This window comes from Micromonospora sp. NPDC006766 (assembly GCF_040636055.1).
GTDB lineage: Bacteria > Actinomycetota > Actinomycetes > Mycobacteriales > Micromonosporaceae > Micromonospora.
In genome coordinates, this window is record NZ_JBEYIX010000056.1 from 1 (window position 1) to 25,100 (window position 25,100).

Annotated in this window: 22 protein-coding genes and 1 pseudogene; 13 read left to right on the top strand and 10 right to left on the bottom strand. The window is 72.0% G+C overall.

Features of this window, described 5'->3' with window-relative positions:
* The coding region (locus ABZ671_RS28020) for a C39 family peptidase (RefSeq protein ID WP_357863758.1) at positions 1-461 on the top strand (461 nt) is incomplete at its 5' end.
* Between the two features lie 58 nt (positions 462-519).
* On the opposite strand, the gene recQ is transcribed toward ABZ671_RS28020, so the two are convergent.
* Positions 520-2,361, bottom strand: a complete 1,842-nt coding sequence (recQ, locus tag ABZ671_RS28025) for a DNA helicase RecQ (RefSeq protein WP_357863760.1) — start codon at positions 2,359-2,361, stop codon at positions 520-522.
* Positions 2,362-2,642: 281 nt separating this feature from the next.
* Here recQ and ABZ671_RS28030 point away from each other — a divergent pair, with 281 nt between their 5' ends.
* Together ABZ671_RS28030 and ABZ671_RS28035 are read left to right on the top strand one after the other, a co-directional pair.
* On the top strand, positions 2,643-2,981 hold the full coding sequence (locus ABZ671_RS28030; RefSeq protein ID WP_357863762.1) for a PadR family transcriptional regulator: 339 nt from the start codon (positions 2,643-2,645) through the stop codon (positions 2,979-2,981).
* Positions 2,978-3,970 (top strand): hypothetical protein, encoded by a 993-nt coding sequence (locus ABZ671_RS28035; protein WP_357863764.1) that lies wholly within the window; start codon positions 2,978-2,980, stop codon positions 3,968-3,970. The genes ABZ671_RS28030 and ABZ671_RS28035 overlap by 4 nt, the downstream gene beginning before the upstream one ends.
* A gap of 88 nt (positions 3,971-4,058) precedes the next feature.
* Here the strand turns inward: ABZ671_RS28035 and ABZ671_RS28040 are convergent.
* A pseudogene (locus ABZ671_RS28040) lies at positions 4,059-4,388 on the bottom strand (ASCH domain-containing protein); the annotation flags it as partial.
* A 160-nt stretch (positions 4,389-4,548) separates the two neighbouring features.
* On the opposite strand from ABZ671_RS28040, the gene rapZ reads away from it, so the two are divergent.
* The 7 genes from rapZ to secG all read left to right on the top strand — a co-directional run bounded on the left by rapZ (position 4,549) and on the right by secG (position 11,088).
* Positions 4,549-5,457, top strand: coding sequence for an RNase adapter RapZ (gene rapZ, locus ABZ671_RS28045; RefSeq protein WP_357863765.1), 909 nt, complete (start codon positions 4,549-4,551; stop codon positions 5,455-5,457).
* Positions 5,454-6,437 (top strand): uridine diphosphate-N-acetylglucosamine-binding protein YvcK, encoded by a 984-nt coding sequence (yvcK, locus tag ABZ671_RS28050; protein WP_357863767.1) that lies wholly within the window; start codon positions 5,454-5,456, stop codon positions 6,435-6,437. The genes rapZ and yvcK overlap by 4 nt, the downstream gene beginning before the upstream one ends.
* Positions 6,438-6,491: 54 nt before the next feature.
* A complete protein-coding gene (whiA, locus tag ABZ671_RS28055) occupies positions 6,492-7,472 on the top strand; it encodes a DNA-binding protein WhiA (protein ID WP_357863769.1) in 981 nt (326 codons plus the stop codon).
* Between the two features lie 266 nt (positions 7,473-7,738).
* Positions 7,739-8,743, top strand: coding sequence for a type I glyceraldehyde-3-phosphate dehydrogenase (gap, locus tag ABZ671_RS28060; protein WP_357863771.1), 1,005 nt, complete (start codon positions 7,739-7,741; stop codon positions 8,741-8,743).
* Positions 8,740-9,939 (top strand): phosphoglycerate kinase, encoded by a 1,200-nt coding sequence (locus ABZ671_RS28065; protein ID WP_357863773.1) that lies wholly within the window; start codon positions 8,740-8,742, stop codon positions 9,937-9,939. The genes gap and ABZ671_RS28065 overlap by 4 nt, the downstream gene beginning before the upstream one ends.
* A 1-nt stretch (position 9,940) precedes the next feature.
* Positions 9,941-10,732, top strand: coding sequence for a triose-phosphate isomerase (tpiA, locus tag ABZ671_RS28070; RefSeq protein ID WP_357863775.1), 792 nt, complete (start codon positions 9,941-9,943; stop codon positions 10,730-10,732).
* A 95-nt stretch (positions 10,733-10,827) separates the two neighbouring features.
* Positions 10,828-11,088 (top strand): preprotein translocase subunit SecG, encoded by a 261-nt coding sequence (secG, locus tag ABZ671_RS28075; RefSeq protein ID WP_357552711.1) that lies wholly within the window; start codon positions 10,828-10,830, stop codon positions 11,086-11,088.
* A gap of 164 nt (positions 11,089-11,252) precedes the next feature.
* Here the strand turns inward: secG and pgl are convergent, their stop codons facing one another.
* The 6 genes from pgl to tkt all read right to left on the bottom strand — a co-directional run bounded on the left by pgl (position 11,253) and on the right by tkt (position 19,729).
* Complete coding sequence (gene pgl / locus ABZ671_RS28080; RefSeq protein ID WP_357863776.1) at positions 11,253-12,023, bottom strand: 6-phosphogluconolactonase; 771 nt, start codon at positions 12,021-12,023, stop codon at positions 11,253-11,255.
* An 85-nt stretch (positions 12,024-12,108) separates the two neighbouring features.
* Positions 12,109-13,125, bottom strand: coding sequence for a glucose-6-phosphate dehydrogenase assembly protein OpcA (locus ABZ671_RS28085; protein ID WP_357863777.1), 1,017 nt, complete (start codon positions 13,123-13,125; stop codon positions 12,109-12,111).
* Between the two features lie 22 nt (positions 13,126-13,147).
* Entirely contained in the window at positions 13,148-14,662 is a 1,515-nt protein-coding gene (gene zwf / locus ABZ671_RS28090; RefSeq protein ID WP_357863778.1) for a glucose-6-phosphate dehydrogenase, read from the bottom strand.
* Positions 14,663-14,689: 27 nt separating this feature from the next.
* Positions 14,690-16,327: a glucose-6-phosphate isomerase gene (locus ABZ671_RS28095; RefSeq protein ID WP_357863779.1), complete on the bottom strand. Its 1,638-nt coding sequence runs from the start codon at positions 16,325-16,327 to the stop codon at positions 14,690-14,692.
* Between the two features lie 68 nt (positions 16,328-16,395).
* Positions 16,396-17,574, bottom strand: coding sequence for a transaldolase (gene tal, locus ABZ671_RS28100; RefSeq protein WP_357863781.1), 1,179 nt, complete (start codon positions 17,572-17,574; stop codon positions 16,396-16,398).
* Between the two features lie 16 nt (positions 17,575-17,590).
* Positions 17,591-19,729: a transketolase gene (gene tkt, locus ABZ671_RS28105; protein ID WP_357863782.1), complete on the bottom strand. Its 2,139-nt coding sequence runs from the start codon at positions 19,727-19,729 to the stop codon at positions 17,591-17,593.
* A gap of 262 nt (positions 19,730-19,991) precedes the next feature.
* On the opposite strand from tkt, the gene ABZ671_RS28110 reads away from it, so the two are divergent.
* The 3 genes from ABZ671_RS28110 (at position 19,992) to ABZ671_RS28120 (ending at position 22,289) form a co-directional block, all read left to right on the top strand.
* Entirely contained in the window at positions 19,992-20,951 is a 960-nt protein-coding gene (locus tag ABZ671_RS28110; protein ID WP_357863783.1) for a heme o synthase, read from the top strand.
* 75 nt (positions 20,952-21,026) lie between these two features.
* Positions 21,027-21,359 carry a hypothetical protein gene (locus ABZ671_RS28115; RefSeq protein ID WP_357863785.1) on the top strand — a complete coding sequence of 111 codons (333 nt, stop codon included), beginning with the start codon at positions 21,027-21,029 and terminating at the stop codon, positions 21,357-21,359.
* A 6-nt stretch (positions 21,360-21,365) separates the two neighbouring features.
* Positions 21,366-22,289: a hypothetical protein gene (locus ABZ671_RS28120; protein WP_357863787.1), complete on the top strand. Its 924-nt coding sequence runs from the start codon at positions 21,366-21,368 to the stop codon at positions 22,287-22,289.
* Between the two features lie 50 nt (positions 22,290-22,339).
* Here ABZ671_RS28120 and ABZ671_RS28125 read toward each other — a convergent pair whose 3' ends face one another.
* On the bottom strand, positions 22,340-24,007 hold the full coding sequence (locus tag ABZ671_RS28125; protein WP_357863789.1) for a right-handed parallel beta-helix repeat-containing protein: 1,668 nt from the start codon (positions 24,005-24,007) through the stop codon (positions 22,340-22,342).
* Between the two features lie 90 nt (positions 24,008-24,097).
* Entirely contained in the window at positions 24,098-25,042 is a 945-nt protein-coding gene (locus tag ABZ671_RS28130; protein WP_357863790.1) for a COX15/CtaA family protein, read from the bottom strand.
* Positions 25,043-25,100 lie beyond the last annotated feature (58 nt).

Here is a 25,100-nt window from a genome sequence, read left to right on the forward strand (position 1 = left end):
ACTACTGCGGCCCCGCCGCCACCCGCAACGCCCTCTCCGTCCAGGGCAAGAACATCAACGTCGACGCCATGGCCAAGGAGATGGGCACCACCGAGGACGGCACCAACAGCATCAACGACATCACCCCCGTCCTGAACAAGGAAACCGGCCGCAACGCGTACCACAGCACCGAGATGCCGGTCGACAAGGTCGACGCCACGCATGTCGAGCAGCTGCGCGCCGACATCGTCAAGGCCGTGGACGACGGCCGGGCCGTGGTGGCCAACATCGCGGGCACCGCCACCGACACCGACGGCACCACCCACTCCTTCGAGGGTGGCCACTACATCAGCGTCGTGGGCTACCGCGACGGTGGGAAGACCGTGACGATCGCCGACTCGGCCAACCCGAACATGGCCTCGTACCGGATGGACGTGGACACCCTGGCGCACTGGATCGCCAGCCGTGGCTACAGCTCCTGACCTGAGGCAGTGACGAAGGGCCCGACCCCGGACGGGGGTCGGGCCCTTCGGCGTCCGCTCACTCCTGCGCGAGTACGCCGAGGATCTGCTCGCCGTACTTGGCGAGCTTGTTCTCGCCGACGCCGCTGACCTGGGACAGGTCGGTCAGCGAGGCCGGCGCCTCGGTGGCGATCTGCCGCAGGGTGGCGTCGTGGAAGATGACGTACGCGGGCACGCCCTGCTCCTTGGCGGTGGCTGCCCGCCAGGCCCGCAGCCGCTCGAACACCGGGGCCGCCTCGGGGGTGAGCTCGGCGACGACGCTGGCCGCGCCCCGGGGCTTCGCCGGCCGGGCGGACGCCGGCTTCTCCGGCTCCCGCCGCATGGTGACCGTGCGCCGGCGTCCCAGCACCTCGGCGCTGGCCTCGGTGAGGGCGAGCGTGCCGTAGTCGCCCTCGACGGCGAGCAGGCCCTCGGCGAGCAGTTGCCGCACCACGCCCCGCCACTCCGCCTCGCGCAGGTCGGTGCCGATGCCGAAGGTGGTCAGTGAGTCGTGGCCGTACTGGTCGACCTTGTCGGTGCGCTTGCCGAGCAGGATGTCGACGCAGTGCCCGGCGCCGAACCGTTGGTTGCGTTCCCGATCCAGCCGGTAGACGGTGGAGAGCAGTTTCTGCGCGGCGACCGTGCCGTCCCAGGACTCGGGCGGCGTGAGGCAGGTGTCGCAGTTGCCGCAGCCCGCCGTGCCGGTCTCGCCGAAGTATTCGAGCAGCTGTGCCCGGCGGCAGCGGACGGTCTCGCAGAGGGCCAGCATCGCGTCGAGGTGGGCGGCCAGGTTGCGCCGGTGCGCGAGGTCGCCCTCCGAGGTGTCGATCATCTTGCGCTGCTGGACGACGTCCTGCAGGCCGTACGCCAGCCAGGCGGTCGACGGCAGCCCGTCCCGCCCGGCGCGGCCGGTCTCCTGGTAGTAGCCCTCCACCGACTTGGGCAGGTCGAGGTGGGCGACGAACCGTACGTCGGGCTTGTCGATGCCCATGCCGAACGCGATGGTGGCGACCATGACGAGGCCGTCCTCGCGCAGAAAGCGCTGCTGGTTGGCCGCCCGGGTGGTCGCGTCCAACCCGGCGTGGTAGGGCAGCGCCGCAACGCCGTTGGCCACCAGGAACTCGGCGGTCTTCTCCACCGAGGCGCGGGACAGGCAGTAGACGATCCCGGCGTCGCCCGGGTGCTCGTCGCGCAGCAGGCTCAGCAGCTGCTTGCGGGGCTCCCGTTTCGGCACGATGCGGTATTGGATGTTGGGTCGGTCGAAGCTGGCCACGAAGTGCCGGGCGTCGGTCAGTTGAAGCCGGGTGGCGATCTCGGCGCGGGTGGCGTTGGTCGCGGTGGCGGTGAGCGCGATGCGCGGCACCCCCGGCCAGCGTTCGTGCAGCATCGACAGGTTGAGGTAGTCGGGGCGGAAGTCGTGCCCCCACTGGGAGACGCAGTGCGCCTCGTCGATCGCGAACAGGGCGATCCGCCCGCGCTCCAACAGGGCGACGGTGGCGCGGACGGCGAGCGCCTCCGGGGCGAGGTAGAGCAGGTCCAGCTCGCCGGCGAGGAAGGCGTCCTCCACCCGGCGACGTTCGGCGAGATCCTGCGTCGAGTTGAGGAACCCAGCGCGTACGCCGACCGCGGTGAGCGCGTCGACCTGGTCCTGCATGAGCGCGATCAGCGGCGAGACCACCACCGCGACGCCGTCCCGGACCAGCGCGGGGATCTGGTAGCAGAGCGACTTGCCGCCCCCGGTCGGCATCAGCACCAGCGCGTCACCGCCGGCCACCACGTGCTCGACGACCTCCTGCTGGAAGCCCCGGAAGGCGTCGTAGCCGAACACCCGGCGCAGCACCCGCAGGGCGTCCTCGGTGCGCTGATCAGTGGCAGAGACCATCCGCGCAGTCTACGAGCGGGCTCGGACAAGATGCCTACGGCGCGTCCCCGTCGCCCCAGCAGAGCCCGCCGATGACGGCGGCGCCGACTCGACGCGGTTTCTCGACCGTTGGCGGCTCAGCTGCTGTCGCCCCGGCGTGTCGCGCAGCTTCAGCGTCAACGATCGAGGCAGCGACGCCGTGAGCTGGCCGCCCGGCTCGTCGAGTTCATCACGGTGGCCGAGGCTGGCTCCTGCCACCCCCCCGCTACCTAAGGTCTTGCTATGCAAGGTATCTTGCTTTCATGGACAACCCGCGTGAGCGGATCACCACCAACATCCGCAAGGGCGTACTCGAGTACTGCGTGCTCGCGTTGCTCTCGCGGCGCGACATGTACGGCCTGGAACTGGCCGACTGGCTTGTCGCTCGCGGCCTGACCGCGAGCGAGGGCAGCCTGTACCCGCTGCTCGCCCGCATGCGGCAGGCGGGCAGCGTCGAAACCCATTGGCTGACCCCGGAGCAGGGGCATGCCCGGCGGTACTACGCGATCACGGCCCAGGGACGGGCGCAGTTGCGCGTGTTCGCGACCGTGTGGCGCGACATCCAGCCGCACGTGGATGAGCTGATAGCGGAGGAATCATGACCAGCGAGGCCCTACCCGAGGCGGCGGAGACCTACCTGCGCGCGCTCGGCGTCGAGTTGTCGGACGCGCCACCCGACACGGTGCGGGAGATCGTCGAGGATGTCCGCGCGCACATCACCGACGCTCTGGACAGCGGGCGGACCATGGACCAGGCGCTGGCCGGTCTCGGCAGCCCGCAGGCCGTGGCGGGGCAGGCGCGTGAGGAACTCGCACTTGCCGATGGTGGTCTGGACCACGCCGCGCGGGCCGGCCGGACCCTGCGGGCGGTCGCCGTGGCGGTCGGCGTGCTGACGGCCGTGTGCGTGAGCTTCCTGCTGCGGTCGGCGGCACTGCTGCCGCTGGATCTGACCGAGGCCGGTCCGGACGAGCAGAGCATCGTCGAGCGGTACGGGCCCGGGCTTGCGATGCTCACCCTGCTGCCGGCGCTCATCGCGGCCGTGCCGTTCGCGCTGCCCGTCAGGACGCGCGGTATGGCCGGGGTCGTCGGCGCGGCGGTTCTCACCGCGCTCACGTGCGTCTCGGGCGAGATGGGTCTGTACTACTTCCCGCTCGTGCTCCTGCTCTGGGCGGCGACGATCGTGCCGTCGGCGATGCGGCGTGGATTCGGCCGAGTCGCCGTACGGTCGTGGCATCTCGCCGCCGCGGTGTTCGTGGCCCTGCCCGGACTGCTGGGCGTGTCCGCGATAGTCACCCGCACACTCGGTACCGACTGGGTCGGGGTGGTGCTGTGGATCGTCGGGCCGCTCGTTCTCGCTGTGCTGTGCGCGCGTGGAATCCGGGCCGCGTACGCGGTGGTCGCGCTGGGCGGTGCGCTGGTCATGATCTTCTCGATGGTCGCGCTTGGCTTCCTCTTCGCGGCCTTCTGGCTGTTCGGAGGGCTGTACCTGATGATCGGGGCCAGCGGCTTCGTCGCGGTGCGGGCCAAGGCGCGCGACCGGGTCGAGCAACGGTCTCCAGCGGGCCAACGGGGTATGTCGCCGAGTACGTGACAGCGACAGCACGCTTCTTGACCGGCAGTCATTGGGTGAGGCCGCTCTGCCATGGTCGGTGTCCTGAGGTCACGCAGTCGTGGGGCGGTCACAGCGTCGCGACGAGGCGGAACCGCTCCAGCACGGCTGGTGTGTCGTCGTCGACGGTGAAGCTCGGGTCGCCCAGCCACTCTCGGTAGTCCAGCCCGTGCCAGAACTCCTCGTGACCCGCTCGCCAGGCGGCGACCGAGTCGTACCCCTCGCCCTCGTCGCGGGCATGGTCGAGGTCCACGTCGCCGAGCCGGCTGACCCGCACCTCGGTCAGTTCGATCACCGCCACCCGGCGACCGGCCGAGTCGACCACCGCCGCTCGGGCACCCACGACCGGTAGTGGTTCGCCGTCGATTTCGTAGTCCTGGAGCAGGCCGGTCGTGCTCGAATCTCGGCAAACCGGACAACTCCCCTTTCTCGTCGCCACCCATGGAATCCCCCGTGTGGTCGCAGCCGTTAGAGTCGCTGATTGACCAGGCGCGGCCGAGTGGCCGCGGCGCCACAGCTTGGGGGTAGTGGTGAGCGAGGCGCGGACGGCGGGAGAACTGGTGCCGACCGGTACGGAGACAGCCCTGAGCCGACCGGCGCCGGCCGAGGCGGACACCACCCTGGTGGTGGTCACCGGCCTTTCCGGCGGCGGCCGGAGCACGGTGGCCCGGGCGCTGGAGAACGTCGGCTTCTATGTGGTCGACAACCTGCCCCAGGCACTCATGCTCGACATGGCCGAGCTGGCGTTCAAGGCCGGCGGCGCGGCCCGGCGTACGGCGATGGTGCTGGACGTGCGCTCGCGCGCCTTCTCCACCGACCTGGCCGGGGCGATCCGGGAGCTGCACGAGCGCGGTTTCCAGCCCCAGGTGGTCTTCGTCGACGCCGACGACGAGGTGCTGATCCGGCGGTTCGAGAGCGTCCGCCGCTCGCACCCGCTGCAGGGTGAAGGGCGGCTCGCCGACGGGATCGCCATAGAGCGCGCCCTGTTGGAAGAGGCCCGGGACCAGGCCGACGTGATCATCGACACCAGCCACCTCAACGTCAACCAGCTGCGGCGCCGGGTCGAGGAGCTGTTCGGCGGGGAGGACGCCCGCCGGCTGCGGATCACCGTGCTCTCGTTCGGCTTCAAGTACGGCCTGCCCCCGGACGCCGATTTCGTGATGGACGCCCGGTTCCTGCCCAACCCGTACTGGGTGCCGGGGCTGCGCGAACACACCGGGCGTGAGGCGGCGGTCAGCGCGTACGTGCTGGGCCAGGAGGGCGCCGACGCCTTCGTGGCCGGGTACGCCGACCTGGTCAACGCCACCACCGCCGGCTTCGAGCGGGAGGGGAAGCGCTATCTGACCGTCGCCGTCGGCTGCACCGGCGGCAAACACCGCAGCGTCGCGATCGCCGAGGAGTTGGCCGTCCGGCTGCGCCAGTCCGGCATCTCCGCGAACGCCCAGCACCGGGACCTGGGGCGGGAATGATCGCGACCAGGGTGGTCGCTTTCGGCGGCGGGCACGGGCTGTCGGCTTCCCTGCGGGCGCTGCGGCGCTGCGTACCCGAGCTGGACCTGGACATCACCGCGGTGGTCACCGTGGGCGACGACGGCGGCTCCAGCGGCCGGCTGCGGGCAGAGCGCGGCGGACTGCCGCCGGGAGATCTGCGGCAGGCGCTGGTCGCGCTCGCCGGCGACCACCCGGCCACCCGGCGCACCGCCGGCCTGTTCCAGCACCGCTTCGCCGCGGCGGCGCGCCTGGTCGGCGAGGGTGCGGGCGACCCGCTCGCCGGGCACGCCGTCGGCAACCTGGTGCTGCACGGGCTGATGGAACTGGCCGGCGACCCGGTGGCGGCGCTCGACCACGCCGGCGCGATGCTCGGCGCGGTCGGCCGGGTGCTGCCGATGTCCTGCCAGCCGGTCGACATCGAGGCCCGGGTGCGCGGCGCCGACCCGGCCTACCCCGACGAGGTACGCGCGCTGCGCGGCCAGCACCAGGTGGCGGTCACCACCGGCCGGGTCGAGGCGTTGCGGCTCACCCCGGCCGCGCCGGCCGCCTGCGCCGAGGCGGTGGCCGCGGTACGCGGGGCCGACTGGCTGATCTTCGGGCCGGGCAGCTGGTTCACCAGCGTGCTGCCGCACCTGCTGGTGCCGGAGCTGGCCGACGCGATCGTCTCCAGTCCGGCACGGCGACTGGTGACGCTCAACCTGGTGGCCGAGAAGGAGACCCTCGGGCTCTCCCTGGCCGACCATCTGGACACCCTGCGACGCTATCTGCCCGAGCTGAGGGTGGACGTGGTGCTGGCCGACTCCAAGGCGGTGGCTGACCCGCTGGCGGTCGAACGTGCGGCAGAATCGCTGGGTGCCCGGCTGGTCCTCGCCCCCGTCGCCGTCGTCGACGGCACGCCCCGTCATGATCCAGCCGCCCTGGGTGCCGCGCTGGTGCCTGTCCTGGGCGCCGATCGTTAGACACGTACGTAATCACCGGCGACACGCCGGAACCGGTCCGTTAGGGGGCGCACTATGGCGATGACGGCTGCCGTCAAGGACGAGCTGAGTCGGGTTGACGTGCCCAAGCCCTGCTGCCGGCGGGCGGAGATGACCGCACTGCTGCGCTTCGCCGGCGGCCTGCACATCGTGTCGGGGCGCGTGGTGGTCGAGGCAGAGCTGGACACCGGCGCGGTGGCCCGGCGGCTGCGCCGGGAGATCGCCGAGGTCTACGGCTATCCGAGCGAGATCCACGTGCTCGCCTCGGGTGGGCTGCGCAAGGGCAGCCACTTCATCGTACGGGTGGTGAAGGACGGCGAGGCGCTGGCGCGCCAGACCGGCCTGTTGGACGTCCGTGGCCGCCCGGTGCGCGGGCTGCCGCCCCACGTGGTCGCCGCCAACGTCTGCTGCGCGGTCTCCGCCTGGCGGGGCGCGTTCATGGCGCACGGCTCGTTGACCGAGCCGGGCCGGTCCAGCGCGCTGGAGATCACCTGCCCGGGGCCGGAGTCGGCCCTCGCCCTGGTCGGCGCGGCCCGGCGGATCGGGATCACCGCCAAGAACCGTGAGGTACGTGGCGTGGACCGGGTGGTGGTCAAGGACGGCGACGCGATCGCCGCCCTGCTCACCCGGATAGGCGCCCACTCCAGCGTGCTGGCGTGGGAGGAACGGCGGGTACGCCGCGAGGTGCGGGCCACCGCCAACCGGCTGGCCAACTTCGACGACGCCAACCTGCGCCGCTCGGCGCGGGCCGCGGTGGCCGCCGCCGCCCGGGTCACCCGGGCGCTGGAGATCCTCGCCGAGGACGCCCCCGACCACCTCACCTCGGCCGGGCGGCTGCGCCTGGAGCACCGGCAGGCCTCGCTGGAGGAGTTGGGTGCCCTCGCCGACCCGCCGCTGACCAAGGACGCCATCGCGGGCCGGATCCGCCGGCTGCTCGCGCTGGCCGACAAGCGGGCGCGGGACCTGGGCCTCCCGGATACGGAAGCGGCCGTCACGCCCGACATGCTCGTGGTCTGATAGGACGGTGGGGCGTCATTCTGCCGAGCGGGATCACCACCCGCCGCAGCGTGATGTCGCGCGCTCGGATAAGGTCGCTGCGTACGGCAAGGGGGCCGACACCGGCACTCCTCGCCGTGCTCACCGCCTCGGGCGGTCAGGTCTCCTGAGACCGCGGCGGGGTGGCCGAGATGAATCGTCAACGGCCGGCTCCAACGGTCGGCGCACACACCTTCGCCGGCTGACAGCCTGACGCCGGCGGACCAGAACGCGAGGAGATGGGACCTGTGACCATCCGGGTTGGCATCAACGGCTTCGGCCGGATCGGCCGCAACTTCTTCCGGGCAGTGCTGGCGTCCGGCGCTGACATCGAGGTCGTGGCGGTCAACGACCTGACCGACAACGCGACGCTCGCCCACCTTGTCAAGTACGACAGCATCCTGGGCCGCCTTCCGCAGGAGGTCAAGGCCACCGACGACGAGATCAGCGTGGGCGGCCACACCATCAAGGCGTACGCCGAGAAGGACCCGGCCAAGCTGCCGTGGGGTGAGGTCGGCGTGGACGTGGTCATCGAGTCCACCGGGTTCTTCACCGACGCCACCAAGGCGAAGGCGCACATCGACGGCGGGGCCAAGAAGGTCATCATCTCCGCGCCGGCGAAGAACGAGGACGTCACCGTGGTGATGGGCGTCAACCACGAGCAGTACGACCCGGCCAAGCACACCATCATCTCGAACGCCTCCTGCACCACCAACTGCCTCGCCCCGATGGCGAAGGTGCTGCACGACACGTTCGGCATCCAGCAGGGCCTGATGACCACCATCCACGCGTACACGCAGGACCAGAACCTGCAGGACGCGCCGCACAAGGACCTGCGTCGGGCCCGGGCCGCCGCGCTCAACATCGTGCCGACCTCGACCGGCGCCGCCAAGGCGATCGGCCTGGTCCTGCCGGAGCTCAAGGGCAAGCTGGACGGTTACGCGCTGCGCGTGCCGATCCCGACCGGCTCCACCACCGACCTGACCGTCAACCTCAACCGTGAGACCACGGTGGACGAGGTCAACGCCGCGATGAAGGCCGCCGCGAACGGCCCGCTCAAGGGCATCCTGGTCTACAACGAGGACCCGATCGTCTCCGCCGACATCGTCACCGACCCGGCGTCGTGCATCTACGACGCTCCGCTGACCAAGGTGGTCGGCAACCAGGTCAAGGTCGTCGGCTGGTACGACAACGAGTGGGGCTACTCCAACCGCCTGGTCGACCTGGTCAAGCTGGTGGGTAGCTCGCTGTGAGCATCCGCAACCTCGACGACCTGCTCGCCGAGGGGGTGTCGGGTCGGCGCGTGCTGGTGCGCGCCGACCTGAACGTCCCGCTCGACAAGCAGACCGGGGACATCACCGACGACGGTCGGATCCGGGCCGTCCTGCCGACGCTGAGCGCGCTGGTCCAGGCCGGCGCCCGGGTGGTCGTCTGCTCCCACCTGGGCCGCCCGAAGGGCACGCCGGAACCGCAGTTCAGCCTCCGCCCGGTGGCCGGGCGGCTCGGCGAGCTGCTCGACGCCCCGGTCCACTTCGCCTCCGACACCGTCGGCGACTCGGCCCGTTCGACCGTGGACGGGCTGGCCGACGGCCAGGTCGCCCTGCTGGAGAACCTCCGCTTCAACAAGGGCGAGACCAGCAAGGACGACGCCGAGCGGGGCGCCTTCGCCGACCAGCTCGCCGCCCTCGGCGAGGCGTACGTCGACGACGCCTTCGGCGCCGTGCACCGCAAGCACGCCAGCGTCTACGACGTGCCGGCCCGGCTGCCGCACTTCGCCGGTCGGCTGGTGCTGCGCGAGGTGGAGGTGCTCAGCAGGCTGACCGGCGAGCCGGAGCGGCCGTACGTGGTGGTGCTGGGCGGTTCCAAGGTTTCCGACAAGCTCGCGGTGATCGAGGCGCTGCTGCCGAAGGTCGACCGGCTGCTCATCGGCGGCGGGATGTGCTTCACCTTCCTGAAGGCTCAGGGCCTGGAGGTGGGCAGCTCGCTGCTGGAGGAGGAGATGGTCGAGACCTGCCGCAACCTGCTGGAACGCGAGCCGGGCAAGATCATGTTGCCGGTCGACGTGGTGGCCGCGGTCGCGTTCGCCCCGGACGCCGAGCACGACACGGTCCGGGTGGACGGCATCCCGAGCAAGCGGGTCGGCCTCGACATCGGCCCGGAGACGGTGGCCGGTTTCGCCGCCGCCCTCAAGCAGGCGCGGACGGTGTTCTGGAACGGCCCGATGGGCGTGTTCGAGATGGCGGCGTTCGCCAACGGGACCCGCGGGGTCGCCGAGGCGATCGCGAAGTCCGGCGCGTTCAGCGTCGTCGGCGGTGGTGACTCCGCGGCGGCGGTGCGCACGTTGGGGCTGGACGAGTCAGCTTTCGACCACATCTCCACCGGTGGCGGCGCCTCCCTGGAATACCTGGAGGGCAAGACCCTCCCCGGCATCGCGGCTCTGGAGAACTGACATGGCGAGCACCCCCCGCCGGCCGCTCATGGCCGGCAACTGGAAGATGAACCTCAACCACCTCGAGGCCAACCTGCTGGTGCAGAAGCTGGCCGCGAGTCTCACCGAGAAGCAGCTCACCGACGTCGAGACGGTCGTCCTGCCGCCCTTCACCGACCTGCGGACGGTGCAGACCGCGGTGGACGGTGACAAGCTGCTGATCGGCTATGGCGCGCAGGATCTGTCGCCGTACCAGTCGGGCGCGTACACCGGGGAGATCTCCGGGCCGATGCTGGCCAAGCTCGGCTGCACCTACGTCGTGGTCGGCCACTCGGAGCGGCGGCAGTACCACCGCGAGGACGACGCGCTGGTCAACGACAAGGTGAACGCCGCCCTGTCCAACGGGCTCACGCCGATCCTGTGCATCGGTGAGGGGCTGGAGGTCCGCGAGCAGTTGCGGCATGTCCCGCACTGCTGCGACCAGCTCGACGGCGCGCTCCGCGGGCTCACCGCGGAGCAGGTCACCAAGGTCGTCGTGGCGTACGAGCCGGTCTGGGCGATCGGCACCGGCAAGACGGCGACCCCGGAGGACGCCCAGGAGGTCTGCGGCGAGGTGCGCAAGCGCCTGACGGAGACCTTCGGCCAGGACACCGCGGACCAGGTCCGGATCCTCTACGGCGGGTCGGTGAAGGCGGCGAACATCGCCGCGATCATGGCTCAGCCGGACGTGGACGGCGCGCTGATCGGTGGCGCCAGCCTGGACGCCGAAGAGTTCGCGCAGATCTGCCGGTTCCCGGAGCACATCGCCCGCTGATCGCTCGCTATCCTTGACGCTGCCCGTCCGATGGCCGGTGCCACCGTGCCCGACCACGACGGGCAGTGATCGCAACGAGAGGACTGACCCCCGCCATGCCGATCTGGTTCGCGTACACGATGATCGTGTTGCTGGTCATCACGAGCGTCCTGCTCACCCTGTTCATCCTGCTCCACCGCGGTAAGGGTGGCGGCTTGTCGAGCATGTTCGGCGGCGGTGTCAGCTCCAGCCTGGCCGGCTCATCGGTCGCCGAGAAGAACCTCGACCGATACACGGTTCTGATCGGGATCATCTGGTTCGCGTGCGTCGTCGGGATCGGGCTCTGGCTCCGCCTCCAGCTTGCCAGCCCCGCCTGAGTCAGCACGTCCAGTCACACCGATCTGCGCGCGGTCCGTCACGGGCCGCGCGCAGATTTGCATTTGCGCCGCTCCGCGCCACGCCGCACCGCGCCGCTTCTGGGAGCCGCCTGTTAAGAAGGGGCCCCTGCTCTACCGCAGGCGTTAACAGGGGGCCCCTCCTTTCACCTCAGGCTGCGGAGGCGGGGTGGGACGTCGGCCGCCGCCGCCCGGTCGAGCAGCCAGAGGGTACGCGACACCCCGTGCACCCCGGCCGCCGGCAGTTGCACCGGCCCGGCCCCGGCGAGGGCCATGCCCACCGCCCGGGCCTTGTCCGCGCCGGCGGCCACCAGCCAGACCTCCTCGGCGGTGTTGATCGTGGGCAGCGTCAGCGTGGTCCGCACCGGTGGCGGCTTCGGGCTGCCGCGTACCGCGCTGACCGGCCGGTTGTCGTGGTGCACCGGATGCTCGGGGAAGACCGACGCCACGTGCCCGTCCTCCCCGACGCCGAGCATCAGCACGTCGAAGTGGGGGAGCGCGGCGTGACCCGGCCGGGCAGCCCGGGCGAGTTCCTCGGCGTAGTCGGCGGCGGCCGCCTCCGGGTCGTTGCCGGCCGGCCCGTCGGAGGCCGGCATCGGGTGCACCCGCGCCGGGTCCAGCGGCAGCGCGGCCAGCAGCGCCGCGCGGGCCTGCGTCTCGTTGCGCTCCGGGTCGCCGGCCGGCAGGAACCGCTCGTCGCCCCACCAGAGGTCGACCCGGGACCAGTCGACCGCGTCCCGGGCCGGCAGCTCCGTCACCGCCCGGTACACCGCCGCGGCGATCCGCCCGCCGGTCAGTACCACCGACGCCTGGCCCCGATCCGCCTGCGCGTCGAGCAGCTTCACCACCAGCCGGGCCGCCACCGCCTGCGCCAGCAGGTCGGGGTCGGCGTGTACGGCGACACTCGCCTCACTCATCAGATGTGCCTTCGCGTTCCGACCGCCCCACGGCGGTCACCTGTGCTGCCCGGTCCGCGCCGCCCCTTCGTGGCGGCGGGCCGGCTCACCCTTTGGCGGACGTGCCGGTGTGCGCGGTGATCCCGGCCTCGGCCCGCTTGGCGGTCGCCGGATCCTTCCACACGTGCACCCGCTGGCTGGGGCGCTGCTCCAGACCGGGGACGCCGGCGGCCGCGCCGAGCGCCTCCGCGTACACCTGGTCGGCGTCGAGACGGCGCAGCTCCTCGGCCAGCTCGTCACCGAGCGGGCGGCGGACCAGCGGCAGCGTCCGATCGTCCTGGCCGGTACGCCGGAAGGTCGCCACGCTGTCCTCCCGGGTCAGCACCAGCTCGTCCCCGTTGGCGCAGCGCAGCCGCACCTCGCGCATCCGGGGGAACGCGTCGGTGGCCTCCCAGACCGGGTCGATCCCCAGCCGGGCGGCGAGCCAGCCGCGCATCAGCGCCGCCGTCGGGTCGCTGCGCGGCGCCACCACCGTCGCCTCGGTGATCCCGGCCTGGGTGGTGTCGAACGCCCCGGCGACCAGGGTGCGCCACGGGGTGATCCGGGTCCAGGCCAGATCGGTGTCGCCCGGGGCGTAGTCCACCGCCCGCTCCCGCAGCGCGCCGATCGGGTCGCCCGCCTGCGCCGAGTCGGTGATCCGCCGGTCCGCCACCACGCCGAGGAAGTCGGTCGCGATCTCCGCCGGCGGCTCGCCGTGCCACCAGGTCACCACTGGCACGTCCGGCACCAGCAGCGGCATCACCACCGACTCGGCGTGCAGCGCGAGCCGCCCGTACATCCGGGTCACCACCGCCTCGCACGGGCCGAGCCGGCCGCCGACGACGATCTCCGCGTCCAAACGGTTACGGTCCCGCTCGACATCGGTGCGGACCACCACGAGCAGCCGGCACGGGTGGGCCGCGGCGGCTATCGTCGCCGCCGCCTCCGCCTCCCGGACCCGCTTCTCGTCCACCACCACGATCAGGGTGAGCGCCATGCCGCTGGCCACCCCGCCCGCGCTGCGCCGCTCGGCGGCGAGCGCCTTGACCACCTCGTTGCCGGTGGTGTCCCACAGCCCGATCAACGGATCCTCCAGGTCTGCTCGCTCATGCCCGTCGCCACGCCCGGCCGTCCCGGGCCAGCATCTCGTCGGCGGCCCGGGGGCCCCATTCACCGGATCGGTACGGCTCCGGCGTGGTGTCGGCCCAGGCCTGCTCCAGCGGGTCCACCACCTGCCAGCTCTGCTCCACCTCGGCGGCGTCCGGGAACAGCGTCCGGTCGCCGATCAGCACGTCCAGCACCAGCCGCTCGTACGCCTCGGGGCTGGACTCGGTGAACGCCTCGCCGTACTGGAAGTCCATCGCGATGTCGCGGACCTCCATCTGGGTGCCGGGCACCTTGGAGCCGAACTTCAGCACCACGCCCTCGTCGGGCTGGACCCGGATGACCAGCTGGTTGGGGCCGAGCGATTCCACGTCGGCCTTGTCGAACGGCAGGTGCGGCGCCCGCTTGAACATGATGGCCACCTCGGTGACCCGTCGGGGCAGCCGCTTGCCGGCCCGGATGTAGAACGGCACCCCGGCCCACCGCCGGTTCTGGATGCCGAGCTTGACCGCGACGTACGTCTCGGTGGTGGAGTCCGCCGGCACGCCCTGCTCGTCCAGGTAGCCGACGGCCCGTTCGCCGCCGACCCAGCCGGGCAGGTACTGGCCCCGGACGGTGTCCCGGGAGATGTCGCCGGGCACCGTGATGGCCCTGAGCACCTTCAGCTTCTCGGCGCGGATCTCGTCGGCGTCGAAGCTGGTCGGTTCCTCCATCGCCACCAGGGCGAGCAGTTGCAGGAGGTGGTTCTGCAGCACGTCCCGGGCGGCGCCGGCCGAGTCGTAGAACCCGGCCCGGCTGCCGATGCCGACGTCCTCGGCCATGGTGATCTGCACCGAGTCGACGTACTTGCCGTTCCACAGTGGCTCGAACAGGTTGTTGGCGAACCGCAGGGCGAGGATGTTCTGGACGGTCTCCTTGCCCAGGTAGTGGTCGATCCGGAAGACGTCCCGGCGGGTGAACACGTCGTCGACCAGCTCGTTGAGCGCCTTGGCCGAGGGCAGGTCACGGCCGAACGGCTTTTCGACCACGACCCGGCGCCAGCCGCCGGACTTCGCGTTGTCGGCCAGGCCGGTGCGGGCGAGTTGCTTGAGCACCACGGGGAAGGCCGCCGGGGGGATGGAGAAGTAGAAGGCGGCATTGCCGTGAATGCCGTGGCTGTCGCGCAGCTCGTCGAGGGTGGTGGCGAGCTGGTCGAACGCGGCGTCGTCGTCGAACGAGCCGCCGACGAACTTGATGTTGCCGGCCAGCCGCGCCCACACCTCCTCCCGCCACGGGGTACGGGCGTGGTCCTTCGCCGCCTCGTAGGCCAGCGACTCGAAGTCGCCGTCACCCCAGTCGCGCCGGGCGAAGCCCAGGACCACGAAACCGGGCGGCAGCAGCCCCCGGTTCGCCAGGTCGTAGACCGCCGGCAGCAGCTTCTTTCGGGCCAGGTCACCGGTCACCCCGAAGATCACCAGAGCGCACGGCTCCGGGATCCGCGGCAGCCGTCTGTCCTGGGGGTCGCGCAGCGGGTTCATGCCGCCTCCTCGCTCCCTGAGGTCACGTTATCCATCGTCATCCCGGGTCCGTCCGGCCGCGTCCAGCAGTTGGGCCACGCCCGCGGCCCGCTCGGTCAGGTGCAGGCGCAGCACCGGTCGGCCTTGACCGGCCAGCGCCTGCCGGTCGCCGGCGGCCTGGGCCGCCTGCAGCTCCCCAAAGGTGTACGGGCGGCCGGGCACCGGCAGATCATCGGTGACCGCGCCGGTCAGCTGAAGGTAGCTGCCGACCGGCGGGCCGCCCAAGTGCTGCCCCGCCGGGCGTGGCCCCCATCTGAAGGTCACCGGGCGGCGGGTCGCCCGCGCCAGCACCGGGCGCAGCCCGGCCGCCGCCGCGTCACCGAGCCGGTCCAGGTAGGCGGTCACCGCCAGGTAGCCGTCGTCGGCGAGCCCGTCGAGCAGCCAGCGCAGCACGCCGACCAGGTCGCCGGGGGCGCCGGCCGGGGCGTACACCTCGACCGCGCCCTCGGTGAACGACGGCGTCTCCGGCGCGGGGCCGGTGGCGAGGATGCGGGCGGTGTGCTCCCTGCGCTCGGCGACGTGCGGCTGGTCGAACGGGTCGACACCCAGCACCGCCGCGGCGATCGCGGTGGCGTACTCCCAGGTCAGGAACTGGGCGCCGAGGGGGCCGTTGACCGCCACGGCCGCGGCGCCGACACCGGGCGTGACGCCCGGGGCGAGCGCGCCGCCGTAGCTGACGGTGAGGACGTCCGGGCCGGTGGCGCCGGGGGCGTCCGGCGACTCGACCACGACGGGCAGGATCCCCCCGCCGGCCGTGCCGATCGACTCGGCGAGCAGGTGCTCGGCCCAGTCGCCCAGCCCGTCGACGCCGGTGCCGTCCGACACCAGGGCGACCGTGTCCCGGCCGGTGGTGGCGGCCGCGCCGAGCGCCACCCCGAGGGCCAGGCCGGGGTTGTCCCGGTCGCGGCCCAGCGTCGCGGCCAGCGCGTCGGCCTCGTCGAGCAGGTCGGTCACGGCGACCCCGGCCAACGCCGAGGGGACCAGACCGAACGCGGTGAGCGCCGAGTATCGGCCGGCCAGGTCTGAATCGGCGACGATGGTGACCACACCCATCTCGGCGGCGGTCGCCTCCAGCGGCGAACCCGGGTCGGTGACCACGACGAAGTGCCGGGCGGCCTCCGCCTCGGTCATCCCGGCGTCCAGGAACGCGTGCCAGTAGGCCCGCCGGAGGCTGTCCGTCTCCACCGTCGACCCGGACTTGCCGGAGACCACCACCACCGTCCGGTCCAACCGGTCGGCCAGCGCCGTCCGGACCTGCCCGGGATCGGTGGTGTCCAGCACGGTCAGCGGCCGGCCGAGGGTGCGGGCGATCACCTCCGGGGCGAGCGACGAGCCGTCCGTCCCGGCGAGCACCACGTGGTCGAGGTCGGCCAACTCCTCGATCAGCTCGGCGAGCTGGGGGAGCAGCTCCCGGCTGCGGCGGTGGGTGTCCCGCCAGCCGAGGCGTACCTTCGCCTCGGCCCCCGGGCCCCACAGGGTGGGGTCCTTCGCGGCGAGCCGGGCGGGGACGTCCCGGGCGGCCAGGGTTTCGCGGACCGACACGGGCGCGGACCGGTCGATCAAGTCGGCGCCGCGTACGGTCAAGCCGGCGGCGGCGTCCGCCGAGCCGGTCAGCAGGTCGCCCACCGCAGGGTGGGCGACCGAGGCGCGGGGCGTCCCGGGGCCGGGCCCCGGGACGCTTCCGACGCCTTCCGTCACGCGTTGCCCCCGGCCTGCTCGGCGGCCCGCGCGTTGCCCTTGGCGGCCCGGCCCGGCTGCCCGGTGCCCTTGGCCGCCTCGGTGAGGGACTTCCGCACCCCGTCGAGCAGTTCCTGCCAGCTGGCCTCGAACTTCTCCACGCCTTCCCGTTCGAGGACGGCGACCACGTCGGTCAGGTCCACCCCGACCGCCTGCAGGTCGGTGAAGACCTTGCGGGCGTCGTCGTAGTAGCCGGTGACGGCGTCGGCCCGGACCTCACCGTGGTCGGCGAAGGCGTGAATGGTCGCCTCCGGCATGGTGTTCACCGTGCCGGAGGCAATCAGCTCCTCGACGTACATGACGTCCCGGTAGTCCGGGTTCTTCGTCGAGGTGGAGGCCCACAGCGGGCGCTGCGGGTGGGCGCCGGCGTCGGCCAGGGCCCGCCACCGGTCGGAGCCGAAGACCTCGCAGTAGCGCTCGTACGCGAGCCGGGCGTTGGCGATGGCGGCCTTGCCGCGCAGCGCCTTCGCCTCGGCGGAGCCGATCTTCTCCAGCCTCTTGTCCACCTCGCTGTCGACGCGGGAGACGAAGAACGACGCGACCGACCCGATCGTGGACAGGTCGTGCCCGTTCGCCTTCGCCTGCTCCAGCCCCGCGAGGAACGCCTCCATGACCTGCGAGTAGCGGTCCAGGCTGAAGATCAGCGTGACGTTGACGCTGATCCCCTGGGCGAGGGTGGCGGTGATCGCCGGCAGCCCCGCCTCGGTGGCCGGGATCTTGATGAAGAGGTTGGGCCGGTCGATCAGCCACCACAGCGCCCCGGCCTCGGCGACGGTCTTCTCCGTCTCGTGGGCCAGCCGCGGGTCCACCTCGATGGAGACCCGGCCGTCGACCCCGCCGCTGGCGTCGTACGCCGGACGCATCACGTCGCACGCCCACCGCACGTCGTACGTGGTGAGCAGGCGGACCGCCTCCTCGACGTCCACCCCACGGATGGCCAGGTCCTTCAGCTGCCAGTTGTACTCGTCGGCGTCGCTGAGCGCCTTGGCGAAAATGGTCGGGTTGGAGGTCACCCCCACCAGGTGCTGCTCGCGGCGCAGCCGGTCCAGCCCGCCGGAGCTCAGTCGGGTCCGGGAAAGATCGTCGAGCCAGATCGCCACTCCGGCGGCGCTCAGCTCACCCAGCCTGTCGGTCATGCCGTCCACGCTCCCCTCAATTGCCGGTCGTGAAACCGGTGATGTCGCCCACCCGGGTCAGCGCCGCGTGCGCGGCGGCCACGATCCGGTCGGGGGTGAACCCGAACTGCTCGAACAGCACGGTGTGCGGCGCGCTCGCCCCGTAGTGCTCCAGGCTCACGCTCTCGCCGCTGTCCCCGACGATCCCCCGCCAGGACATGGCGATGCCCGCCTCCACGCTCACCCGTGCCTTTACCCCGCGCGGCAGAACCGACTCCCGGTACGCCTCGTCCTGGGCGAAGAACCACTCCTGACAGGGCATGGAGACGACCCGGGTGGGGGTGCCCGCCGCCTCCAGGCGCTCCCGGGCGGTGAGGCAGAGCTGCACCTCGGAGCCGGTGCCGACGAGAATCACCTGCGGCATGCCGGTGGACGCCTCGGCCAGCACGTAGCCGCCCTTGGCGGTGCCCTCGGCGCCGGCCAGCCCGGTGCGGTCCAGGGTCGGCAGCGCCTGGCGGCTGAGCGCCAGCGCGGTGGGCCGGTCGGTGTGCTCCAGCGCCTGCCGCCACGCCCACACGGTCTCGTTGGCGTCGGCCGGGCGGACCACGTCCAGGCCGGGGATGGCGCGCAGCGCGGTCAGATGCTCCACCGGCTGGTGGGTCGGGCCGTCCTCGCCGAGACCGATCGAGTCGTGCGTCCAGACGTAGACCACCGGGAGCTTCATCAGCGCGGCGAGCCGCACCGACGGGCGCATGTAGTCGCTGAACACCAGGAAGGTGCCGCCGTACGGACGGGTGCCGCCGTGCAGGGCGATGCCGTTGAGGATCGCGCCCATCGCGTGCTCACGGATGCCGAAGTGCAGCGTGCGGCCGTACTCGTGGCCCGGGAACTCCTTGGTCGCGTGCGCTGCGGGGATGAACGACGGCTCGCCCTTCATGGTGGTGTTGTTGCTGTCCGCCAGGTCGGCGGAGCCGCCCCAGAGCTCGGGCAGCACCGGGGCGAGCGCTTCCAGCACCTTGCCGGAGGCGGCCCGGGTCGCGACGCCCTTGGCGTCGGCCGGGAAGGTCGGCAGCGCGTCGGCCCAGCCCTCGGGGAGCTGGCGGCCGGCCAGCCGGCCCCAGAGCGCCCGGTGTTCCGGGTTGGCCTGCGCCCACGCGTCGAACGCCGTGCTCCACGCCGCCTGGGCCGCGGCACCGCGCGCCATCACCTGGCGGGCGTGCTGGAGGACGTCCTCGTCGACCTGGAAGGTCCGCTGCGGGTCGAAGCCGAGGATCTCCTTGGTGGCCTGCACCTCCTCGGCGCCGAGCGCCGAGCCGTGGATCTTGCCGGTGTTCTTCTTGTTGGGGGCGGGCCAGCCGATGATGGTGCGCAGCGCGATGAAGGAGGGGCGGCCGGTCTCCGCCCGGGCGGCCAGCAGCGCCTGGTAGAGCGCCTCGACGTCCTCGTGGTAGTCGCCCTGGTCGGCGTCGCCGCGGCGCCAGTCGACGGTCTGCACGTGCCAGCCGTACGCCTCGTAGCGGGCGGAGACGTTCTCGCTCAGCGCGATCCGGGTGTCGTCCTCGATCGAGATCTCGTTGTCGTCGTAGATCACGCAGAGGTTGCCGAGCTGCTGGTGGCCGGCGAGGGCGCTGGCCTCGTGGCTGATGCCCTCCTCGATGTCGCCGTCGGAGGCGATGCACCAGATGTCGTGGTCGAACGGCGACTCGCCGGCCTCGGCCGTTGGGTCGAACAGGCCGCGCTCCCGGCGGGCGGCCATCGCCATGCCGACGGCATTGCCGATCCCCTGGCCGAGCGGGCCGGTGGTGGTCTCCACACCCGGGGTGTGCCCGTGCTCGGGGTGGCCCGGGGTGAGCGAGCCCCACTGGCGCAGCGCCTTCAGGTCGTCCAGCGACAGCGGGTAGCCGGAGAGGAAGAGCTGGATGTAGAGGGTGAGGCTGGAGTGGCCGCAGGAGAGGACGAACCGGTCGCGGCCGGCCCAGCCCGGGTCGGCCGGGTTGTGCCGCATGACGCGGTTGAAGAGCAGGTACGCCGCCGGCGCGAGGCTCATCGCCGTACCCGGGTGGCCATTGCCGGATTTCTCCACGGCGTCCATGGCCAGGACGCGGACCGTGTCGACGGCCCTGCGGTCGAGGTCGGACCAGTTGAGAGCGGGAAGCTCGGGTCGATTGGCAGCCACGTTGTGCTCCTCGGCAGATGGGCGGAACCCTCGGTGCTGACCCTATCGAGTGGTCCTGAACGTCCGCCCGGGGATCTCTGCATGGTGTTCTGGGTCCGTCCGACCGGATCTGCCGGTCGCCCCGTGGTGTGACGGCCCGCACCGTTGTCGGGTCTCCGGGGCAGCGAAAACGACGACGCGTAGTCTGTGGATCGGTGTGTGGACCCTGGCCGGGTCCGGCCAATCCGACCTCCCCCCTGCCGAAGCCGGAAGGTGGCAATCCGTGAGCATGATCACCGAGCGCCCCGTCAGCGACTCTGCCGGGCAGCCGCCGGTGGGCACGGTGCCCGAGGAGCCTGCGAGCGGTCGGCGGAGCGTGCGGGCGGTGGTGGCCGCGTACGTGACGCTCACCAAGCCGCGGATCGTCGAGCTGCTGCTGGTCACCACGGTGCCGGCGATGATGCTTGCCGAGGGCGGCATGCCCTCGCTCTGGCTGGTCGCCGCGGTGCTGGTCGGCGGCTCGCTCGCCGCCGGCGCGGCCAGCGTGCTCAACTGCTACATCGACCGGGACATCGACCAGTTGATGCGGCGCACCAAGCGCCGGCCGCTGCCCGCGCACACCGTGTCGCCGCGCAGCGCGCTGATCTTCGGCCTGGTGCTGGCGGCGGTCTCGCTCGCGCTGATGGCCGTGTGCACCAACTGGCTGGCGACGGGGCTGACTCTCGCCGCGATCGCGTACTACGACCTGGTTTACACGCTCTGGCTCAAGCGGACCACGGTGGCGAACACCTTCTGGGGTGGCATCTGCGGATCGGCGCCGGTGCTGATCGGCTGGGCCGCGGTCACCGGCTCGCTGGCCCCCGCCGCGTGGGGGCTGTTCGCGGTCGTCTTCTTCTGGCAGATGCCGCACTTCTACGCGCTGGCGATCAAGTACAAGGCCGACTACGCCCGGGCCGGCGTACCGATGCTGCCGGTGGTGGCCTCGGTCCGGCGGGTGAACGCGGAGATCCTGCTCTTCTCCTGGCTGACCCTGCTCTCCTCACTGGCCGTCTGGCCGCTGGGGATGAGCCCGATCTACGGGGTCACCGCGCTGGTCGTCGGTGGTGTCTTCGTGGTCGAGGCGCACAAGCTCTGCCGGCGTGCGGCGCGCGGCGAGGCGGTCAAGCCGATGCGGCTTTTCCACTGGTCAACCACCTATCTGACCATCCTCTTCGTGGCCGTCGCGCTCGACGCGCTGATCTGATCCGGCCGTAATTGGTATCACAATTGGTTCATCGTTCTCGCACATGTGGTCGGAAGTCTGCTTAGGCTTCGCGTCATGGCAGATGGTTCCGATACGACGCTGACGGCTGAACAGACCGCCGGCCAGACTCCCCACGGCCTGGTCGCCGGCATCAAGTCGTTCGCCGCCGGGCACGGCGGTGCGAAGGCGGTCATCGAGTACGTCGGCAAGCGCGGCGCGCGGATCGTCCTCGTGGGCTCCGACGGGGCCTGGACCGACCAGTTCGCCGACGGCACCGACGTCGCGCGGCAGGCCTGCGCCAAGGCGGGGGTCACCGTCGAGAACGCCTGGGAGCGTGAACTGATGGACCAGATGCGTCCGAGCAACGACCTCTGGCGGTCGATGGCCCGGCGCACGATGGCGCGTTGACCTGAGGTGAACAACAACCACCACCAGTCGACCCGGGGGGAACCCCGGGTCGCTCTCGTCACCTGTTCCGCACTGCCCGATCTCGACCCGGACGATCGGCTCGTGCTCGCTCCGCTGGCCGCCCGTGGTGTTGCCGTCGAGGCGGCGATCTGGGACGACCCGGCCGTGGACTGGTCCGGGTACGACCTGGTGGTCCTCCGCTCCCCGTGGGATTATGCGCTGCGCCGCGACGAGTTCGTCGTCTGGGCGCAGAAGGTGCCGCGCCTGGTCAACCCGGCCGACGTGGTCGCCTGGAACACCGACAAGCGCTACCTGGCGGAGCTTTCCGCCGCCGGCGTGCCCACCGTGCCGACCGTCTGGGTCGAGCCGGGGGACACCTGGGCGCCGCCCACCGGTTCCGGCGAGTACGTGATCAAGCCGGCGGTCAGCGCCGGCAGCCAGGACACCGGCCGGTACGACCTCGCCGATCCGGGGCACCGGGAGCTGGCCACCGCCCACGTGCGGCGGCTCACCGCCGCCGGGCGGGTCGCCATGATCCAGCCGTACCTGAGCGCGGTGGACACCGCCGGGGAGACCGCGCTGCTCTTTTTCGCCGGGCCGGACGGCCTGGCGTTCAGCCACGCCATCCGCAAGGGGCCGATGCTGACCGGCCCCGACCTGGGCGTGGCCGAGCTCTACAAGCAGGAGCAGATCGATCCGCGGACGGCGGGGCCCGACCAACTCGCGGTGGCGCAGCGTACCCTGGCGGCCGTACCGGGGGGTCCGGGCCAGCTGCTCTACGCCCGGGTCGATCTGATCCCCGGTCCGGATGGCGCACCGGTCCTGGTCGAGCTGGAGCTCACCGAGCCGAGCCTGTTCCTCGGCTATGCCGACGGCGCCCCCGAGCGCCTCGCCGCGGCGATCACCACGCACCTGGCCCGCTGGGCCTGACCCCGACGTGCCCGGCCCGCGCCGCACGGCTCGTCCTGGTGGCGCGGGGCTTACGCCCCGTCCTCGTGGTTGCGGTCCCAGCGGCCCCCGACCGGCGGCGTCTCCAGCCGGACGGCGGCCTCGACTCCGGCGAAGTCGTTGTCCTCGATTCGACAGGAGACGCAACTGCCGGCCGTCGTGATCCAGAATCCGTAGGTCTGGGTGTGCTCGTCCCGGTGCCAGATCCGGTTGCCCCGCACCGTGGCCGACTCGAACCGGGAGTTGACCGCGATCCCGGCGCGGACCGCCGGGCCGGCCGGCAACTCGTACGGTGTGCCGGGGGCGGGGGTCGTCTCGTTCCACCCGGTCGCGCCGTCCGGCCGCACCTCGGCGAGGGACAGCTCCGTGGCGGTGTTGGCCGCCACCACGGCGACCCGTGAGTCGACCCGCACCACCTTGCCCCGATGCCCGTCCCAGGGCCAGTTCGCCGCGCCGTCGATCACCGCGCGGGATTCGTAGCGCACCGCCTCCCCGCGACCGCGGCAGGCCGGCGCGAAGCGCCGCCCGTTGTCGCGGATCCGGTTGCCGAGCACCGTCGCGTCGATCATCGGCCGGTCGATCCGGATGCCGTCGAGCGCGTTGTCCCGGATGTCGTTGCCCTCGATCACCACGTCCGCCGCCGGCCCCTGATAGCCGTTGCCCAGGTTGTGCTCGTGGTAGCCATAGCCGCCGTTACGGCTGATCCGGTTGCCCCGCACCGCGTATCCGCCGGGGGTGTTGCCCATGCTGATCCCGTCGCCGACGTTGCGGTCGATGTCGCAGCCGGTCAGCAGGCCGCCCCGGCCGGCCACGCCGGCGGTGCCGTTGGCGGAGACGTCGAAGCCGGCCTCCAGGTTGTTGGTCAGGGTGCAGGCGGACACGATGAGCCCGTCGGCGCCCCAGTCGGAGATGCCGAACCGGTTGGCCTGGCTGTGGCAGCCGATGATGCGGAAGCCCCGCGGGGGCGTCCAGTGCTCCTTTTGCAGCTCCAGGAAGATTCCGTTGGTGCCGTTGCCCAGGGTGGTGCAGTTGGCGATGGTGAGCCGTTCCACGTCGCCCCAGCCGCCGATGCCGACGCCGATGCCCGCGCCGCCCATCTGCTCGCCGTTGTCGAGCCGGCCGCAGCCCACCACGACCACCCCGTCGATCAGGCTGTCCTGGAGGAAGTCGCAGCCCAGCCCGGTCGCACCGGTGTGGTGGATGTAGAGGTTGCGGAACACGCCGCGCACCACGTACTGCAGGCCGAGGCCCTTGGCGAGGCAGTTGTACTCGGCCATGCCGACGCCGGAGCCGTCGATCTCGAAGTCGGCGAAGGTGCAGTCGGCGATGTGCCGGTCCCGGTCCGCGCCGTGCTGCTCGGTGGTCCAGAAGGCCAGGGGCACCGGGTCGCCCCGGTTGCCCTCGTTGCTGAGCAGAAACCGGGTCGCCGCGGAACCGGCGCCGAGTAGCGACACCCCACTGCGCCAGACGGTGCTGACGTCTCGGATCGAGTAGATGCCGGGCGGGCAGTAGATCACTCGGGCCCGCCCGTCGGCGGCGTACCCCTCGCCCAGCCGGTCCACCAGCGCGGCGAGTGCCGGCTGGTCGTTGGTCGTCCCGTCGCCGGTGAGCCCGAACTCGCGCGCGTCGCACCACAGCGGTGCACCGGCGACCGGGGCGAGCCGCTGCGGGACGGTCGTGGACAGGCCCTTGAGCGACACGAGAGCTCCCCTCGGCGCGGACGGTCCGTCGGCGGACCGCATTCCCGCTGCTGGCGGTGGGTAACCCCCTACCTCAGCCGGAAGCAGCTCTCAGGCGGCCACGGCGACCGGCTCGGCGGCGCGGCTGGGCGAGGTGGCCGGAGCGGTCGGGCGGCGTTCCCGGGTCGACCAGAGCACGGCCAGGGTCGCCAGCAGCACCAGGCAGGAGCCGAGCATGTGCGCGGCGACCAGCACTTCCGGCAGGTGGGTGAAGTACTGCACGAAGCCGATCAGGCCCTGACCCAGCTCGACGGCGACCAGCACCATGGCGGCCCGGGTGGCCCGCGTCGCGCCCACCGCGCGGAACGCGAAGACCAGCGCCACCGAGAGGCCGATCAGCAGGAACACCCCGTCGGCGTGCACCTGTGAGATCGCTTGCGGGTCGAGGCCGTTGCGCGCCGCGCCCTTGTCGCCCGCGTGCGGGCCGCTGCCGGTCACCCAGGTGCCGACCACCAGCACCGCCGCGCAGGCCGCCGTGGTGATCAGCGCGAGGGTACGCAGCGGGGCCGGCACGGTGGGCGTCGTCGGCGCGTCCGGCTCGACGGTGCGGCGCCAGAGCGCGTACGCGGCGGCGATCACCGCCATCGAGGCGAGGAAGTGCAGCCCGACCACCCACGGGTTGAGGTCGGTCAGCACGGTGATCCCGCCGATCACCGCCTGGGCGGGAATGCCGAGGAAGACCGCGATCGCCAGGGGCAGCAGCCCACGCGGCCGGGGGCGCTGGGCCAGCACGGCGAGCAACACGGCGAGGGCGATGACGCCCACCGCGAAGGTGAGCAGCCGGTTGCCGAACTCGATGACCCCGTGTACGCCCATCTCGGGCGTGGTGTGGTACGACTCGTCGGTGCATCGGGGCCAGGTGGGGCAGCCGAGACCGGAGGCGGTGAGCCGGACCGCCCCGCCGGTGACCACGATCGCCACGTTCGCGATGATCGAGGCGTACGCGAGTCGGCGCAGCAGCGCGGCGGAGACCGGGAACCGGACGGGAGGCTTCACGGGACGAATCCTACGCACCGTAGTGGTTCCCGATCGGGTGACTCGGTAGCCCCGGTGG